13 protein-coding genes and 2 tRNA genes are annotated in these 14,936 nt (G+C 67.4%); 11 read left to right on the top strand and 4 right to left on the bottom strand.

Going from position 1 to position 14,936, the window contains the following annotated elements; translation table 11 throughout:
• The first annotated feature begins 190 nt into the window (after positions 1-190).
• The 7 genes from LK542_RS11810 to LK542_RS11780 all read left to right on the top strand — a co-directional run bounded on the left by LK542_RS11810 (position 191) and on the right by LK542_RS11780 (position 8,143).
• Positions 191-1,504, top strand: coding sequence for a replication-associated recombination protein A (locus LK542_RS11810; protein ID WP_227812058.1), 1,314 nt, complete (start codon positions 191-193; stop codon positions 1,502-1,504).
• Between the two features lie 206 nt (positions 1,505-1,710).
• Positions 1,711-1,908, top strand: a complete 198-nt coding sequence (locus LK542_RS11805) for a hypothetical protein (protein WP_227800833.1) — start codon at positions 1,711-1,713, stop codon at positions 1,906-1,908.
• 132 nt (positions 1,909-2,040) lie between these two features.
• Complete coding sequence (gene serS / locus LK542_RS11800) at positions 2,041-3,336, top strand: serine--tRNA ligase (RefSeq protein ID WP_227812057.1); 1,296 nt, start codon at positions 2,041-2,043, stop codon at positions 3,334-3,336.
• A 100-nt stretch (positions 3,337-3,436) separates the two neighbouring features.
• Positions 3,437-3,526 (top strand) — tRNA-Ser (locus LK542_RS11795).
• Between the two features lie 285 nt (positions 3,527-3,811).
• Positions 3,812-3,901, top strand: a tRNA-Ser gene (locus LK542_RS11790).
• A gap of 241 nt (positions 3,902-4,142) precedes the next feature.
• Positions 4,143-7,244 (top strand): amidohydrolase family protein, encoded by a 3,102-nt coding sequence (locus LK542_RS11785; protein WP_227812056.1) that lies wholly within the window; start codon positions 4,143-4,145, stop codon positions 7,242-7,244.
• Positions 7,245-7,483: 239 nt separating this feature from the next.
• Positions 7,484-8,143 carry a hypothetical protein gene (locus LK542_RS11780; protein WP_227800836.1) on the top strand — a complete coding sequence of 220 codons (660 nt, stop codon included), beginning with the start codon at positions 7,484-7,486 and terminating at the stop codon, positions 8,141-8,143.
• 9 nt (positions 8,144-8,152) lie between these two features.
• On the opposite strand, the gene LK542_RS11775 is transcribed toward LK542_RS11780, so the two are convergent.
• Positions 8,153-8,578, bottom strand: coding sequence for a hypothetical protein (locus tag LK542_RS11775; protein ID WP_227812055.1), 426 nt, complete (start codon positions 8,576-8,578; stop codon positions 8,153-8,155).
• Positions 8,579-8,762: 184 nt separating this feature from the next.
• Entirely contained in the window at positions 8,763-9,605 is an 843-nt protein-coding gene (locus LK542_RS11770) for an alpha/beta hydrolase (RefSeq protein ID WP_227812054.1), read from the bottom strand.
• A 118-nt stretch (positions 9,606-9,723) separates the two neighbouring features.
• Here LK542_RS11770 and LK542_RS11765 point away from each other — a divergent pair, with 118 nt between their 5' ends.
• Together LK542_RS11765 and lldD are read left to right on the top strand one after the other, a co-directional pair.
• Positions 9,724-10,362, top strand: coding sequence for a DUF1080 domain-containing protein (locus LK542_RS11765; RefSeq protein WP_227812053.1), 639 nt, complete (start codon positions 9,724-9,726; stop codon positions 10,360-10,362).
• A complete protein-coding gene (lldD, locus tag LK542_RS11760) occupies positions 10,359-11,492 on the top strand; it encodes an FMN-dependent L-lactate dehydrogenase LldD (protein WP_227812052.1) in 1,134 nt (377 codons plus the stop codon). Before LK542_RS11765 ends, lldD begins: the two co-directional genes overlap by 4 nt.
• Here lldD and LK542_RS11755 read toward each other — a convergent pair.
• Both LK542_RS11755 and LK542_RS11750 read right to left on the bottom strand, forming a co-directional pair.
• Entirely contained in the window at positions 11,489-12,250 is a 762-nt protein-coding gene (locus LK542_RS11755) for a slipin family protein (RefSeq protein WP_227812051.1), read from the bottom strand. The two genes, lldD and LK542_RS11755, sit on opposite strands and share 4 nt — an antisense overlap.
• Positions 12,247-13,596, bottom strand: a complete 1,350-nt coding sequence (locus tag LK542_RS11750; protein ID WP_227812050.1) for a nodulation protein NfeD — start codon at positions 13,594-13,596, stop codon at positions 12,247-12,249. Before LK542_RS11750 ends, LK542_RS11755 begins: the two co-directional genes overlap by 4 nt.
• A gap of 117 nt (positions 13,597-13,713) precedes the next feature.
• Here LK542_RS11750 and LK542_RS11745 point away from each other — a divergent pair, with 117 nt between their 5' ends.
• Together LK542_RS11745 and LK542_RS11740 are read left to right on the top strand one after the other, a co-directional pair.
• Positions 13,714-14,415: a YjjG family noncanonical pyrimidine nucleotidase gene (locus LK542_RS11745; protein ID WP_227812049.1), complete on the top strand. Its 702-nt coding sequence runs from the start codon at positions 13,714-13,716 to the stop codon at positions 14,413-14,415.
• A gap of 59 nt (positions 14,416-14,474) precedes the next feature.
• A complete protein-coding gene (locus LK542_RS11740; RefSeq protein WP_227812048.1) occupies positions 14,475-14,897 on the top strand; it encodes a DoxX family membrane protein in 423 nt (140 codons plus the stop codon).
• The last annotated feature ends 39 nt before the right edge of the window (positions 14,898-14,936 follow it).

Below are 14,936 nucleotides of genomic sequence, written 5' to 3'. Positions count from 1 at the left end.
TGGATCATCAGGACGGGTGTGGCGTTCTTCATGAGGCGGCTCCGGCATGGAAACGCCCGATGATATGACCGGGTTGCGCGGCTGGCCTGCCTTGTCGCGCCTGCCGCTATACGTCGCATCGGCTACACTAGGCGCATGCACAAGCATTCATACCTTTTCGCCTTTGCCTTGACCGTCCCGGGAGCGCGTCATGGATGACCTGTTCAAGACCGAACCATCGCCACCGCTGGCCGAGGCGCTGCGTCCGCGCACCATCGACGAGGTGATCGGCCAGAGCCACCTGCTCGGTCCCGGCAAGCCGCTCAATCTCGTGTTCAAGTCCGGCAAGCCGCACTCGATGATCCTGTGGGGCCCGCCCGGCGTCGGCAAGACCACGCTGGCGCGCCTGACGGCCTACGCCTTCGACTGCGAATTCATCGCATTGTCGGCCGTCCTGTCGGGCGTGAAGGACATCCGCGCCGCCGTCGAACAGGCGGAGCAGTACCTGGCGCGCGGCAAGCACACCATCCTGTTCATCGACGAGATCCACCGCTTCAATAAATCGCAGCAGGATGCGCTGCTGCCCTTCGTCGAGTCGGGCCTCGTGACCCTGATCGGCGCCACCACTGAGAATCCTTCGTTCGAGGTCAACTCGGCGCTGCTGTCGCGTTCCCAGGTCTACGTCCTGAAGGCCTTGAACGACGACGAGATGCGTCAGTTGCTGCGGCGTGCGCAGGAGCGCGTGTTGCAGCACCTGAGCTTCGAGGACGTCGCGGTCGATACCCTGGTCGGTTATGCCGATGGCGATGCGCGGCGCTTCCTCAACCTGCTGGAGCAGACCAAGACCTCGGCCGAGACCTCGGGCATCACCACCATCACCGCCGACTTCGTCGAGAACGCGCTGACGCTCAACGCGCGCCGTTTCGACAAGGGCGGCGACAACTTCTACGACCAGATCTCGGCCCTGCACAAGTCGGTGCGCGGCTCGCATCCGGACGCGGCCCTGTACTGGCTGTGCCGCATGCTTGACGGCGGCGCTGACGCCAAGTACCTGTCGCGCCGCATTGTGCGCATGGCCTGGGAAGACATCGGCCTGGCCGACCCGCGCGCGCTCCAGATCGCCAACGACGCCGCCACCACTTACGAACGCCTCGGTTCGCCCGAAGGCGAGCTGGCACTGGGCCAGGCCGTCATTTATCTCGCGATCGCGGCCAAGAGCAATGCCGGCTACAACGCCTTCAATGCCGCCATGGCCTTTGTACGCAAGGACAAGTCGCGCGAGGTCCCGGTCCATCTGCGCAATGCACCGACCAAGCTGATGAAGGAACTCGGCTACGGCCACGAGTACCGCTACGCGCACGACGAACCGCACGCGTATGCGGCCGGTGAAACCTACCTTCCCGAAGGGATGCGCGAACCCGGCTGGTACCAGCCGGTGCCGCGCGGCGTCGAGTCGAAAGTGGCCGAGAAACTGGCCTTCTTGCGCAGCCTCGACGAGGACGCGCGCAAGGACGGGGACGGCTGAATCGCTGTGTGGTGCGCGGCCGGGGCGCGGTTTTCGACGCTTCGTCGCGCATTGCGCACGCTTCCTCCTGCTTTTCTGCGGCCAGTCCGCGCTTTGCGCATTCCAGCCCCTGTTTTTGGCGCTTCATCGCATGTCGATGGCGATGCCCCCGGTCGATCGGTAAAGTTCAACCATACCGAATCACTTTTGACCCCAAGGAGCACACCATGAACATCCGCAAAAACTTCGAAGCCGTCTTCATCACTGCCGCCGCCCTGGGCCTGGTCGCCAGCTACGCCACCGCCGCCGCCCGTCCGGTCGAAGTGGTGCAGCCTGCCACCGCGACCCTGGTCGATTCGACCGTGCACGTGGTCGTCGTCAAGGCGCCGCGCCTGTCCGTCGCAGAGAAAGCCGGCCTGAAGTAATGCAGCGCAGGGCTGCGCGAGGCCCGGGACGAGGGTAGATCAAACCCTTGGTCAATCTCGCGAGGAGAATTAGCAGAAAACTGCGGTCGGCTTGGTACAATTGTGTTTTCGACATACGCAAGCGTCCCCGACATGATTGACATCCAACTTCTCCGCAAAGACATCGACAACGTCGCCGCGCGCCTGGCGACCCGCAAGTTCCAGCTCGACGTGGCTGCCTTCAACGCCCTCGAAGCCGAACGCAAAGCGATCCAGACGCGCACCGAAGAACTGCAGGGCAAGCGCAACTCGCTGTCCAAGCAGATCGGCATGATGAAGGGCAAGGGCGAGGACACCAGCGCCGTGATGGCGGAAGTGGCCGGCCTGGGCGACGAACTGAAGGCCAACGAAGTCAAGCTGGCCGAAGTGCAGGACAAGATGGCGCGCTTCATGGAAGCGGTGCCGAACCTGCCGCACGAGAGCACCCCGCAGGGTACGGACGAGTCGGGCAACGTCGAAGTGCGCAAGGTGGGTACGCCGCGCAGCTTCGATTTCGAGGTCAGGGACCACGTCGACATCGGCGAAAAGCTGGGCCTGGACTTCGACACCGCCACCAAGCTGACCGGCTCGCGCTTCTCGATGATGAAGGGCGGCATGGCGCGCCTGCACCGCGCGCTGGCGCAGTACATGCTCGACACCCATACCGGCAAGCACGGCTATACCGAGTGCTACACCCCGTACATGGTCAACGCCGATTCGCTGCACGGCACCGGCCAGCTGCCGAAGTTCGAAGCCGACCTGTTCTCGGTGAAGAAGGGCGGCGCCGAAGGCGAGGGCGAGAACTTCTACCTGATTCCGACTTCGGAAGTGTCGCTGACCAACGTGGTGCGCGGCGAGATCGTGGCGCTCGACCAGCTGCCCCTGAAGATGACCGCACACACCCCGTGCTTCCGCTCGGAAGCCGGCAGCTACGGCCGCGACACCCGCGGCATGATTCGCCAGCACCAGTTCGACAAGGTCGAGCTCGTGCAGGTCGTGCATCCGGAAACGTCGTACGCAGCGCTGGAAGAGATGGTCGGCCAGGCGGAGTTTATCCTGACCTCGCTGGGCCTGCCGTACCGCGTGATGCAGCTGTGCACCGGCGACATGGGCTTCTCGGCCGCCAAGACCTACGACCTGGAAGTCTGGCTGCCGGCGCAGAACACCTACCGCGAGATCTCGTCGCTGTCGAACTGCGAAGCCTTCCAGGCACGCCGCATGGGTGCACGCCTGCGCAATGCGGCCGGCAAGACCGAGCTGCTGCACACCCTGAACGGCTCGGGTCTGGCGGTGGGCCGCACGCTGGTAGCGGTGCTGGAGAACTACCAGCTGGCGGATGGCAGTGTGATCATTCCGGAAGTGCTGCGTCCGTACATGGGCGGGCTGGAGCGTCTGGCGCCGGCTGCTTGAAGCTCGACGGAAGAGGGAGTTTTAAATTGCTCTTCCGTTTTTGCAAGAGCGCCGCTATAATGCGTGTCTCTCGCAGACAAGCGACCGCAGCACCGATTTAGGAGAGGTGGCAGAGTGGTCGAATGTACCTGACTCGAAATCAGGCGTACGGGTGACCGTACCGTGGGTTCGAATCCCACCCTCTCCGCCAAGAAAATGAAAAGGGCCCCATCGGGGCCCTTTTTATTTTTGTGGCGGAGAGGAGGGAGCTCCTGAGGAGCTCCCGCGTGGGATTCGAAGCCTCGCGCATGCTTGCGCGAGGGCGGCCCGCGGAACGTGGGCGAATCCCATGCTTGCTCAGCCAGCCGGGCCAACCGGAGTCGAAATCGGGTTGCTCTTATGTGAAATATTATTTCGCGCCAATTCTCTCTTCCCGAAATGCCACACAGCCGCTATAATGCGGCCTCGCTTACGGCGACCACGCAGCACCGATTCAGGAGAGGTGGCAGAGTGGTCGAATGTACCTGACTCGAAATCAGGCGTACGGGTGACCGTACCGTGGGTTCGAATCCCACCCTCTCCGCCAGTAATAACAAAAAGGCCCTCCAACGTGAGGGCCTTTTTGTTTCTGCGCGGCGACCATGACATTCTTCTGTTCATTGCGTTCCCGCCATACGGTTGAGCACGGTCAGACCCCCTCCGTTTAGTCCCGAATTCCTTTCCAACCGAACTCATCTGTCAGCCATTCGTCAGTTGTCCGGCCGAGGATCGATCTGTCATCCACGCACCATCTTGGTGCAATTTGGCAATCCATCCAGGAGGAAAACATGGCTACCCGCAGCTCCCTGCGCAGTTCCCGCCTTCCTTGCCGCAGCGCGCTCGCGCTCGCGGTCGGCGCCGCCTTGCTGTCCGCATGCCACTGGCCGGGTGGCGGACGCGTCGATGAACTCAACAACCTGCGCGGCCCGACGCAGGACCTGACGATCGAGCTGCGCGAAGGGACCAACATGGCGGCCGCGCCGTCGCCCGACGGCCGCCAGATCGTGTTCTCGGCGCAGGGCGCCCTGTGGATCATCCCGGCCAGCGGCGGCGAGGCCAGGCGCATTACCGACTGGCGCGTCGAGCCGACCGCGCCGGTGTGGTCGCCCGACGGCAGGCGCATCGCCTTCCAGAACTACACACCGGAAGGGAACTTCCACATCTGGACCATCTCGCCGGACGGCCGCAACATCCGCGAGCACACCACCGGCCCTTACGATGACCGCGAGCCGGCCTGGCTGCCCGACGGCAGCGGCCTGGTGTTCTCGTCCGACCGCAGCGGCGACGGCCAGTACAAGATCTGGCGCGTGGGCGTGAACGGCGGGGCGCCGGTGCAAATCACGACCGGACCGGGCGCCGAGAGCAACCCAGTGGTCTCGCCCGACGGCACGCGCCTGGCTTATGTCGACGGCGCCAACGTCGTCACCGCGCCGATCGGCGGCGGCGCGCCGACCGTGGTTGCCCCCGGCACCGCCCCGGCATGGACTCCGAGCGGCAGCGCGCTGGTCTACCAGGACGCGGCGCGCCAGCTGGTGGTGGGCGGCGCGGTGGTCACGAACAACGAGGACATCTTCCCGTTCCCGGTGCGCTTCCTCCCTGATGGTCGCTTCCTGTACACGGCCGATGGCCGTATCCGCATCCGCGACGCGGCCGGCGCCAACCCGAGCGACGTCAACTTCCGCGCGCAACTCAGGCTGCGCCGGCCGGTGCTGGGCGTGCAGGGAAAGGGCCGCGGCTTCGACAACTTCAACCTGCGCCATGCGAAGGGCATCAGTGCCCCCGTTCTGTCGCCGGACGGCCGCAGCATCGCTTTCGTCGCCCTGAACGACGTCTGGACCATGCGCATCGGCGCAGACCCAGTGCGCCTGACGAATGACCCGGACCGCGACCTGAACCCGCAGTGGACCGCGGACGGTCGCGCGATCTACTTCTCGTCCGAGCGCAACAACGCCGGCCAGCTGGCGGTGGACCAGGTCGAGGTGGCGACGGGCGCCCGTACGCGGCTGGCGGCGATCCCGGGCCGCTCGATCGCCACGCCGAAGATCTCGCCGGACGGTGGCCGCATCGCCTACACCACGCTGTCGGGCCAGCTCGAGATCTGGAACCGCGCCACCGGCACGCCGGAGGTGATCCTGGCTTCCGTCAGCACCCAGGTCAGCACGCCGCAGTGGACCCCCGACGGGCAGCGCATCCTCCTGGTCGACAACGAGCGCATCAACAATCGCTTCCGCGAAGGCTACAACAAGCTGCGCGTGATCGACCTGGCCAGCCGCACCGGCACCTTCTACCAGGTCGCGCCGGCGCCGCGCCAGATCGCCGAGCGCGACGAGGGCGCCGCCGTGCTCGCGCCGGACGGCACCCGGGTCGCCTTCATCATGGACTCGCGCCTGTACGTGATCCCGGTCGACGCCAGCGGCGCCCCGACCGGGCCGGCGCGCCGCGTCACCGAGGACATCGCCGACCTGCCGTCCTGGGGCGGCGACTCGCGCACCATCCTGTACAAGTCGGCCGAACGGGTGCGCACCGTGCGCGTGGACGGCAGCGGCACACGCGAGATTCCGGTCAAGCTGGAGTGGCGCCAGGCCGTGCCCGCGGGCCGCACCCTGATCCATGCCGGCCGCCTGTGGGACGGCGTCGGGACCAGCCTGCGCCACGACGTCGACATCGTGGTCGAGGGCAACCGCATCGTGTCGGTCGCCCCGCATACCGACCACCCGGCGAACCTCACGGTGGTCGATGCCGGCGGCCTGACCGTGATGCCGGGCCTGATCGAGACCCACCTGCACCCGCTGACCTTGTACCAGGGCGGCCAGTTCGGCCAGATCGCCCAGCTGATGCTGTCCTACGGGATCACCACGGCGCAGTCGGTGGCCGGGCCGCTGCACCAGAGCGTCGAGCTGCGCGAGGCGCTGGAAGCCGGCAACCTGCTCGGGCCGCGCCTGTTCGTCTCGCCGCCGCTGTGGGAGGGCAACCGCCTGTTCTACAGCTTCGCGCGCACCCTGCGCACGCCCGGCATCGCCGAACTGGAAATCTACAAGGCCAAGCGTTTCGACGCCGACTTCCTGAAGAGCTACGTGCGCGCGCCGATCCCGATCATGGAGCGCATCGCACAAGGGGCGCTCGACCTGCGCGTGCCGAGCGGCACCCACATGGTGCAGCCGGGGGCGGCCACCGGCCTGGCCGGCACCACCCACCTGTCGGCCACCCAGCGCATGGGCTACGGCTGGTCGAAGTCCTTCGCGCGCGCCATCACCTACCAGGATGCGGCCGACATCTACGGCAAGGGCGACTTCCGCCTGATCGACACCCTGTTTTCAAGCAGCGCGCTGGCCGGCCTCGACCCGGGCATCGCGCTCGATCCGCGCTTCATCCTGGTGCCGCCCAACTTCGTGCCCGGCCTGCAGAACGCGCAGCCGCCCACCGCGGCGCAACTGGCGACCATCATCAACGACGCCACCCAGCAGGCCAAGGTGCGCGCGGCCGGCGCGCTGGTGGCCAACGGCACCGATTCGCCGCTGGTAGTACCGGGCATCTCGCTGCACCTGAACATGCGCGGTGCTGCCCTGGTGGAGGGCAACCTGCAGGCGCTGTATTCGGTGACGCGCGACGCCGCCCGCATCGCCCTGGTGGGCGAGGACCTGGGCACGGTCGAGGGGGGCAAGCTGGCCGACCTGATCGCGGTGGGCGGCGACCCGCTGCAGGACCTGCGCGCCGCCGCCGACGTGCGCTTCGTGGTCAAGAACGGCCGGGTGATCCCGCTGGCCGAGATCCTGGCCCCGGCGCGCACGCCGCAGCAGCTGCAGGCGCGCGAGCAGGCGCTGGCGGCGCACGAGAAGCTGTGCCGCGAGCAGCGGCAGCAGTGCGAAGCGAAAGGAGGGCATGCGCACTGAGCTGATCTGACTACGCATGACATGGGGCCGGTTGTGCCGCAACTGGCCCCATTACAATTTGTTTCCAAATTGCATAAACCGAGCGGGGATGTTTGCTATTCTGTACAGGCTGCTTTCGCAACCAATAGTCACCGTCCGACACCATGCGCCTGCTGATCCTGCTCTGTCTTCTGCTGTCACCACTGGCCCAGTCTGCAACCCGGGCCATCTACGAACAGGATGGTGATCCCGGCCGGCTCGTGTTCGAGATCGCCGACAACGGCGACTTCCGCGCCGGCGCGCCGGACGGCCGCCAGTACCGGCTCGTGCTGGCCGGTGAAAGTTACCAGGTGGCGGAACTCGGTGGCAGGCCGGTCGTCGCGCGGCTGGCGGACATCGAAGCGGCCTTGCGGGCGAATGCCAACGATGCCGGCAGCGGCATCATGCGTGCCCTCAGCGCCATACCCGCATTCACCCCACAGCGCATCGTGCACAAGGGCCCGATCGAGATCAATGGCTGGAGCGGCGAGGTCTACAACATCCGCGGCGCGGAATGGGAATTCGACCGCTACGGCTCCGTGCGGGATCCGGAGGGCGCGCCATATTATGTCGTCAGCCGCGACCCGACTCTGCGCCAGGTCGGCCCGGCCCTGCTGGCCTTTACCGCCGGCGAACTCGCCTTCGGGCGCCATCTGCTGGCCGAGAACGCGAGCCGGCTGCTGCTCGATACGCTGCAGCAGCTGGCGGCGCGCGGCACGCTGATCGAGAGCAGCGAGAACGGACTGCAGTTGATGCAGGCCGAGCAGGCTGCCATCGATCCTGCGCGCCTGGCCCTGCCGGCGCCGCCGCTGTCGCGGGAGGCCGTGGCGGCGCTGGTGCGTGAACGGCGCAGCCCGTTCCGGGCCATCGTCGCGCCCTAGGCACGCGGTTTAGCGTTGCGCCATCCGAGAGGTGAGCGCCACCCGCTGCGCGATACGCGGATCAGGAACGTAGGTCATCAGCATGTCGTCGCCGTCGCGGCCGCGGTTGAAGTCCATCGTCACGTTGCCGTCGCCGGACGCGAAACCATAGGTCGACACCCGGACCAGGCGCATCGGTCCCTGCTTGTCGATGGTGGCGTCGATGTGGCGCGCGCCCGTGCGCACGCGCAGGTACCAGCCGTTCGACATCTCATAATTGCCGGTGATTTTTTCCGCCTGGCGCTGCTTGATGCGCTCTGGGGTGGCGCGCGCGCTCACCTGCACCGTGGAGCCTGGCGCGGTATCGGGCGGCGGGTAGGGCATGCTGTTCTGAGCGGCTGCGCCGGCGGCGAGCGCGAGCAGCGATGCGGAAAGCAGGAAGGACAGGGGACGCATGATCATTTCTCCATAGAGCGGCTGATCGAGTGATCCAGTCTAGGGCGGCGACGCTGTCCCGCAAGGGTTCACGCGCCGCCCATCACTAAACTGTCTCAGTCCGCAGGAACCCAGATCGGCAGGAAATGATTCAAAACGCCGTGGCCACTGCCAGGCCTTGAATCGCGTTTGCGCCCGTTCCAGCCTACCTGGCGGGGTCGAGCAGGCCGCGCGCCTTCAGCCACTCTTCCGCGCGGCGCGGCCACTGCGAGGCCGTACCAAGCCCGTCCCGCATCCCCATCCCATGCGCGCCGTGCTCGAACAGGTACATCTCCGCCGGTACCTTGTTACGCGTGAGCGCCTGGTAGAACAGGATGCTGTTCTCGACCGGCACCGAGGCGTCTTCCTGGGTATGGACCAGCAGGGTAGGCGGGGTCTGCGGCGTCACCTGGCGTTCCATCGACATCAACTGCACCTCTGCCGCCTTCGGCGCCGCGCCCAGCAGCGCCTTGCGCGAACCGGCATGCACAGCCGGGCCGTCCATTGCGATCACCGGATACATCAGCATCAGGAAGTCGGGCCGGGCGCTGACAGCATCCAGCTGCGCACCCGTGCGCCCCAGTGGATGGTCGAACAGGGTGCCCGCACTGGCCGCCAGGTGGCCGCCGGCCGAACTGCCCATCACGCCGATGCGATCGGGACGGACATTGAAGCGCGCCGCCTGCGAGCGCACCAGCCGGACGGCGCGCAGCACATCCTGCAGCGGCGCGGGGTGGCCGAATTCCTGCTGGCGGTAGGTGAGCACGAAGCTGGTTACGCCCAGGGTCCCGAGCCAGTGCGCGTATTGCTCGCCCTCGCGCCGGGTCGACTGGCGCACGTAGCCGCCACCCGGACAGATGATGACCGCCGTGCCGTTGGCGCGGTCCACCGCAGCCGGATAGACCGTCAGGGTCGGCTCCGTGATATTGGTGGTGCGGCCATCTTCGTCGACGCGGTTGGGACCAAGTTCGGGCTTGGCACCGGGCACTCCTTCGGGCCACAATGGCATTATCTGCGGGCCTGCGGCGGCTGCGGCTGTGGAAATCGGGCCGGCAGCGGCCAATGCGAGTGCGGCAGCCAGCTGGGTCATCGTGCGTCTCCTGTGTTCATTCATCGACTGTCCTCATATGGTAAAGCGTTCTAGTCCCGGCCTTATTCTCGCATCCGCAGCGCTGCTGGTGGGCTGCGCCACGCCTGGCGTGCAACCGTTCGACCGCGCCGACGCGCTGGAAGCTGTCACGACGCCGGCGGCCGACGCCGCGGCGCTCTGGTCGCGGGATGCTGCCGGGGTAATCCACCTTGCCGGCAAGCCTTCCGGCTTCATCGCGACCCGCGCCAGCTACGCCAACTACCGCATGCATCTCGAATGGCGCTGGCCGGGCAAGCCAGGCAATGCGGGCGTGCTGCTGCATGTGGCGTCCGGCCCCAGGGACGGCGTCTGGCCGCTCAGCATACAGGTGCAGACCAAGCATGGTTTCGCCGGCGACCTGCTGCCGATGGCAGGGGCCAGCTTCGCCGAAGCGCTCACCAGCGCACCCGGCGCCTACCCGGCGATCAAGGGACGGCTCGGTGCCAACAGCGAGCGGCCGGCGGGCGAATGGAACAGCGCCGATATCCTCAGCCGCGATGGCGTGATCGAGGTCACGGTGAATGGCGTGGCGCAGAACCAGGTGACTGCGGCCGCACCGCGCGTTGGACGCATCGGCTTCCAGCTCGAAGGCGCCCCCTATGAACTGCGCAACGTCAGTATCACGCCGCTGCCATGATCATCTCCTCCGCCACCGACTTTCGCGAAGCGGCGCGCCGGCGCCTGCCGCCTTTTCTCTTTCACTACCTGGACGGCGGCGCCGGCGCCGAGCAGACCCTGCGCGCCAACGTCGACGACCTGCAGAAGGTCAGGCTGCGCCAGCGTGTCCTGCGCGGTTCCAAGCAACTGGACTTGGGCGTGCAGTGGTTCGGCCAGGACTATGCGCTGCCGATCGCGCTGGCGCCGATCGGCCTGGCCGGCATGTACGCGCGCCGCGGCGAGGTGCAGGCGGTGCGCGCGGCCTGTCGCAGCAGGATCCCCTTCATCCAGTCCACGGTCTCGGTGTGCCCCCTGTCTGAAGTGGCGGCGCAGGCGGACCGGCCGATCTGGTTCCAGCTTTATGTGCTGAAGGACCGCGGCTTCATGCGCGACGTGATGCGGCGTGCCTGGGAGCTGGGCGCGACCACGCTGGTGTTCACGGTCGACATGCCGGTGCCGGGGGCACGCTACCGCGATGCCCATAGCGGCATGAGCGGCCCGAACGGACCGCTGCGGCGCGTGCTGCAGGCAATGATGCATCCGCGCTGGGCCTGGGACGTGGGCGTGCTCGGACGCCCGCACGACCTCGGGAACATCTCGGCCTACCGCGGCAGCGCCACCGGGCTGGCCGACTACATCGGCTGGCTGGGCGCGAACTTCGATCCGGGCATCGCCTGGGCCGATTTGCAGTGGATCCGCGACGAGTGGAAGGGCAAATTGATCCTCAAGGGCATCCTCGACCCGGAGGACGCACGCGACGCACTGGCCTTCGGCGCCGACGGCATCGTGGTGTCGAACCACGGCGGACGCCAGCTCGATGGCGCGCCGTCCACCGCGCAGGCGCTGCCCGCCATCGCGGCCGAGGTGAAGGGCAGGATGGCGATCTTCGCGGACGGCGGCGTGCGCACCGGCACCGACGTGTTCCGCATGCTGGCCCTGGGCGCCGACGGCGTCCTGATCGGCCGCGCCTTCATCTATGCGCTGGCCACGCAGGGCCAGCTCGGGGTCGAGCGCCTGCTGGCGATCATGGAAAAGGACCTGCGCACCAACATGGTGTTGACAGGCGTGCAGAGGGTAGCCGACATCGGGCCGCAGCAGCTGGCACCTTAATCCTTGCGCGCGCGACCGTCCAGGCCCGCCAGCACGTCGATCGGCAGCGGGAACACGATGGTCGAGGACTTGTCGCCGGCAATCGCCCCCAGCGTCTGCAGGTAGCGCAGCTGCATCGCGCCCGGCTGGCGCGACAGCACCAGCGCGGCCTGCTGCAGCTTTTCAGAGGCCTGCAGCTCGCCTTCCGCATGGATCACCTTGGCCCGCCGCTCGCGCTCGGCCTCGGCCTGGCGCGCGATGGCGCGTACCATCGATTCGTCCAGGTCGACGTGCTTGATCTCCACATTGGCCACCTTGATGCCCCAGGCGTCGGTCTGGGCGTCCAGCACCTGCTGGATGTCGATGTTGAGGCGCTCGCGCTCCGCCAGCATCTCGTCCAGTTCGTGCTTGCCCAGCACAGCGCGCAGCGTGGTCTGGGCCAGCTGGCTGGTCGCTTCCATGAAGTTGGCGACCTGGATGATGGCACGCTCCGGGTCGACCACGCGGAAGTACAGCACCGCGTTGACCTTGACCGAGACGTTGTCGCGCGAGATCACGTCCTGGGTCGGCACGTCGAGCACGATGGTGCGTAGGTCGACCCGCACCATCTGCTGCAGCACCGGGATGATGATCACCAGGCCGGGACCCTTCACGCCCCAGAAGCGCCCCAGCTGGAACACCACGGCGCGTTCGTACTCGCGCAGGATGCGGATCGCCGACACCAGCAGCGCCAGCACCAGGAACAGGATGGCGCCCAGGCCGATGCCGAATCCCGTCATGATGGCGCCACCTTGCCGCCGTCCGCCGGTACCACTTCCAGCGTCAGGCCGTCCCTGCCGACGATGCGCACCTGTTGTTGCGCCGCCAGGGGCGTGCTGCTGACGGCCCGCCACAGCTCGCCCTCCACGCGGACCCAGGCATCGTTCGCGCGGCGCGGTCCGGTCTGCTCCACCGTGCACAGCATGCCGATCAGGCCCGCCGCACCGCTCGTCACCGGCCGGCGCCGGGTCTTCACGGCCAGGCGCACCGTACCGAACAGGAGCAGGGCGCTGGCGGTGGCCAGGGTGCCGACCAGCCCGGGCGGGATGCCGTAGCCGGGCAGCTCGGTATCAATCAGCATCAGCGCGCCGGCGACAAAGGCCGCGACGCCGCCCAGTCCAAGGATGCCGAAGCTGGGCAGGAAGGCTTCGGCGCCCATGAAGGCCAGGCCCAGCACGATCAGGGCCAGTCCGGCGTAGTTCACCGGCAGCAGCTGCAGGGCGTACAGGCCCAGCAACAGGCAGATCGCCCCGATCACGCCCGGCGCCACCGCGCCCGGATTCATGAACTCGAACACCAGCCCATACAGGCCGACCGTCATCAGGAGCAGGGCGACGCTGGGGTTGGCGATCGCCCCCAGCGCATTGGTGCGCCAGTCGGGCGTGAAGGACACCGTCACCGCGCCGCCGGTGTGCAGGACCCGTGGCTGGCCCAGCACGCTGACGGTACGGCCCTCGAGGCTGGCGAGCAGGGTCGGGAGGTCGGGGGCGAGCACGTCGATTACCTGCAGCTTGAGGGCGTCGTCGGCACTGAGGCTAACGGATTCGCGCACGGCGCGCTCGGCCCAGTCGGCATTGCGGCCGCGCAGCTGGGCCAGGCTGCGCAGGTAGGCGGCGGCGTCGTTGGTCGCCTTGGCCACCGAGGGAGAGGGCTGTTTCGGGGCGTCCTTGCCGGCGTCGCCTGGAGGCGCCAGCCCGACCTCGACCGGCGTCGCGGCGCCGACGTTGGTGCCCGGCGCCATGGCCGCGACGTGGCTCGCGTACAGGATGTAGGTGCCGGCGCTGGCGGCGCGCGCGCCGCTGGGCGCGACCCAGGTGGCGACCGGTACCGGCGAGGCCAGGATGGCCTTGATCACGGTGCGCATCGAGGTGTCGAGGCCGCCCGGAGTGTCCATGCGCAGGATCAGCAGGCCGTGCCCGAGCGCGGCCGAGCGTTCGATGCTGCGCACCACGTGGTCGGCACTGGCGGGACCGATGGCGCCGTCGATGTCGAGCAGGCCGACCGCCGGCGGCGCGGCGGCGGCGGGCAGCAGTGCGGCGATCAAGAGAATGATCGCGGCTCCGGCCGATGCGAGGGTGTGGCGCAAGATGGTCTCCTCCCGTTCATGTGCTTGGACAGCACATCCGGGCCGGGTGTTCCGGAAGCGGCCATGGCGCCCCGTGCTAAGATGCAAGGTCACGCAATGCCGCATCGGATCAACGCAGTGAAACACAGCTTATTCCTGTTCGACCTGGACGACACCCTGCTCGATTTCCGGGCTTCCGAGCAGCTCTCCTTCGACCGCACCATGCGCGCACTCGGCCTGAGCGACGAACTCGAGGGCCTGTTCCAGCAATACCAGGCGATCAACCTGGCCCTGTGGCGCGCGTTCGAGGCGGGCAGCGTGTCGAAGGACGTGCTGAAGGTAGAGCGCTTCCGCCGCACCTTCGCCGACAACGGCCTGGACCTGGACCCGGAGGCCGCCAGCCGGCTCTATCTCGAATCGCTGTCCGAGACCGTGGTGCTGGTCGACGGCGCCCAGCGCCTGTGCGCGGAACTGAGCGCCATCGGCGAGATCGGCATCATCACCAACGGCGTGCACCACATCCAGCACCGGCGCATCGCCAGCTCCGGGCTGGGCGAGCACATCGCCTTCGTTGCGACCTCGGAAGCCTGCGGCCACGCCAAGCCGGACAGCCGCTTCTTCGAATACACCACCGGCATGGCGCGCCGCTTCGCCAGGCACGAGACCATCATCGTCGGCGATCGCCTGGATGCCGACATCCTCGGCGCCAACCGCTTCGGCATCGACAGCTGCTGGTTCAATCCGGGGCGCCTGGCCAACGACACGCAGGCGCTGCCCAGCGTCGAGGTGGCCAGCCTGCACGAGGTCGTACCCGCCCTGCGCGCGCTGGCGGCCGACTAGGGGGCGTGCCTGCGTAGCAGGGCGGTGCTATGCTCGGGCAAACAACCCGGGAGACGACCATGCAGAGCGCACCTGCCGCAAGAAACCACGACGACCTCGGCAAACTGATCCTGCGCGTCGTTCTCACGCTCCTGCTGCTGTTCCATGGTCTGTCGAAGATCGGCGGCGGCGTCGGCTTCATCGAAGGCATGCTGCAAAAAGCCGGCTTGCCGGCCATCTTCGCCTATGGCGTGTACGTCGGCGAAGTGCTGGCGCCGCTGCTGCTCCTGGTCGGCCTGTTCACCCGCGCGGCGGCGGCTGTGGTCGCGGTCAACATGGTGGTGGCGCTGCTGCTGGTGCATACCGGCGAATTCTTCTCGCTCTCGGACACCGGCGGCTGGGCCCTGGAACTGCAGGGCATGTACCTGGGCAGCGCGATCGCCCTGGTCTTCCTCGGCGCGGGCCGCTTCAGCCTTGGCGGCCTCGAGGGTCGCTGGAATTAGGTAAACGCTTAACTCATCTTTTGACACCCGAGAATTGGC

The sequence above is a fragment of the Massilia sp. IC2-477 genome, assembly GCF_020707265.1.
Classification (GTDB): domain Bacteria; phylum Pseudomonadota; class Gammaproteobacteria; order Burkholderiales; family Burkholderiaceae_D; genus Telluria.
This window is presented reverse-complemented; position numbering and strand designations above follow the sequence as displayed.

What these genes read in the sequence shown, in the direction of transcription:
- LK542_RS11810 (WP_227812058.1), top strand. Translation starts at nt 191, where the DNA reads ATGGATGACCTGTTCAAGACCGAACCATCGCCACCGCTGGCCGAGGCG.
- LK542_RS11805 (WP_227800833.1), top strand. Translation starts at nt 1,711, where the DNA reads ATGAACATCCGCAAAAACTTCGAAGCCGTCTTCATCACTGCCGCCGCC.
- serS (WP_227812057.1), top strand. Translation starts at nt 2,041, where the DNA reads ATGATTGACATCCAACTTCTCCGCAAAGACATCGACAACGTCGCCGCG.
- LK542_RS11785 (WP_227812056.1), top strand. Translation starts at nt 4,143, where the DNA reads ATGGCTACCCGCAGCTCCCTGCGCAGTTCCCGCCTTCCTTGCCGCAGC.
- LK542_RS11775 (WP_227812055.1), bottom strand. Translation starts at nt 8,578, where the DNA reads ATGCGTCCCCTGTCCTTCCTGCTTTCCGCATCGCTGCTCGCGCTCGCC.
- LK542_RS11770 (WP_227812054.1), bottom strand. Translation starts at nt 9,605, where the DNA reads ATGCCATTGTGGCCCGAAGGAGTGCCCGGTGCCAAGCCCGAACTTGGT.
- LK542_RS11765 (WP_227812053.1), top strand. Translation starts at nt 9,724, where the DNA reads ATGGTAAAGCGTTCTAGTCCCGGCCTTATTCTCGCATCCGCAGCGCTG.
- lldD (WP_227812052.1), top strand. Translation starts at nt 10,359, where the DNA reads ATGATCATCTCCTCCGCCACCGACTTTCGCGAAGCGGCGCGCCGGCGC.
- LK542_RS11755 (WP_227812051.1), bottom strand. Translation starts at nt 12,250, where the DNA reads ATGACGGGATTCGGCATCGGCCTGGGCGCCATCCTGTTCCTGGTGCTG.
- LK542_RS11740 (WP_227812048.1), top strand. Translation starts at nt 14,475, where the DNA reads ATGCAGAGCGCACCTGCCGCAAGAAACCACGACGACCTCGGCAAACTG.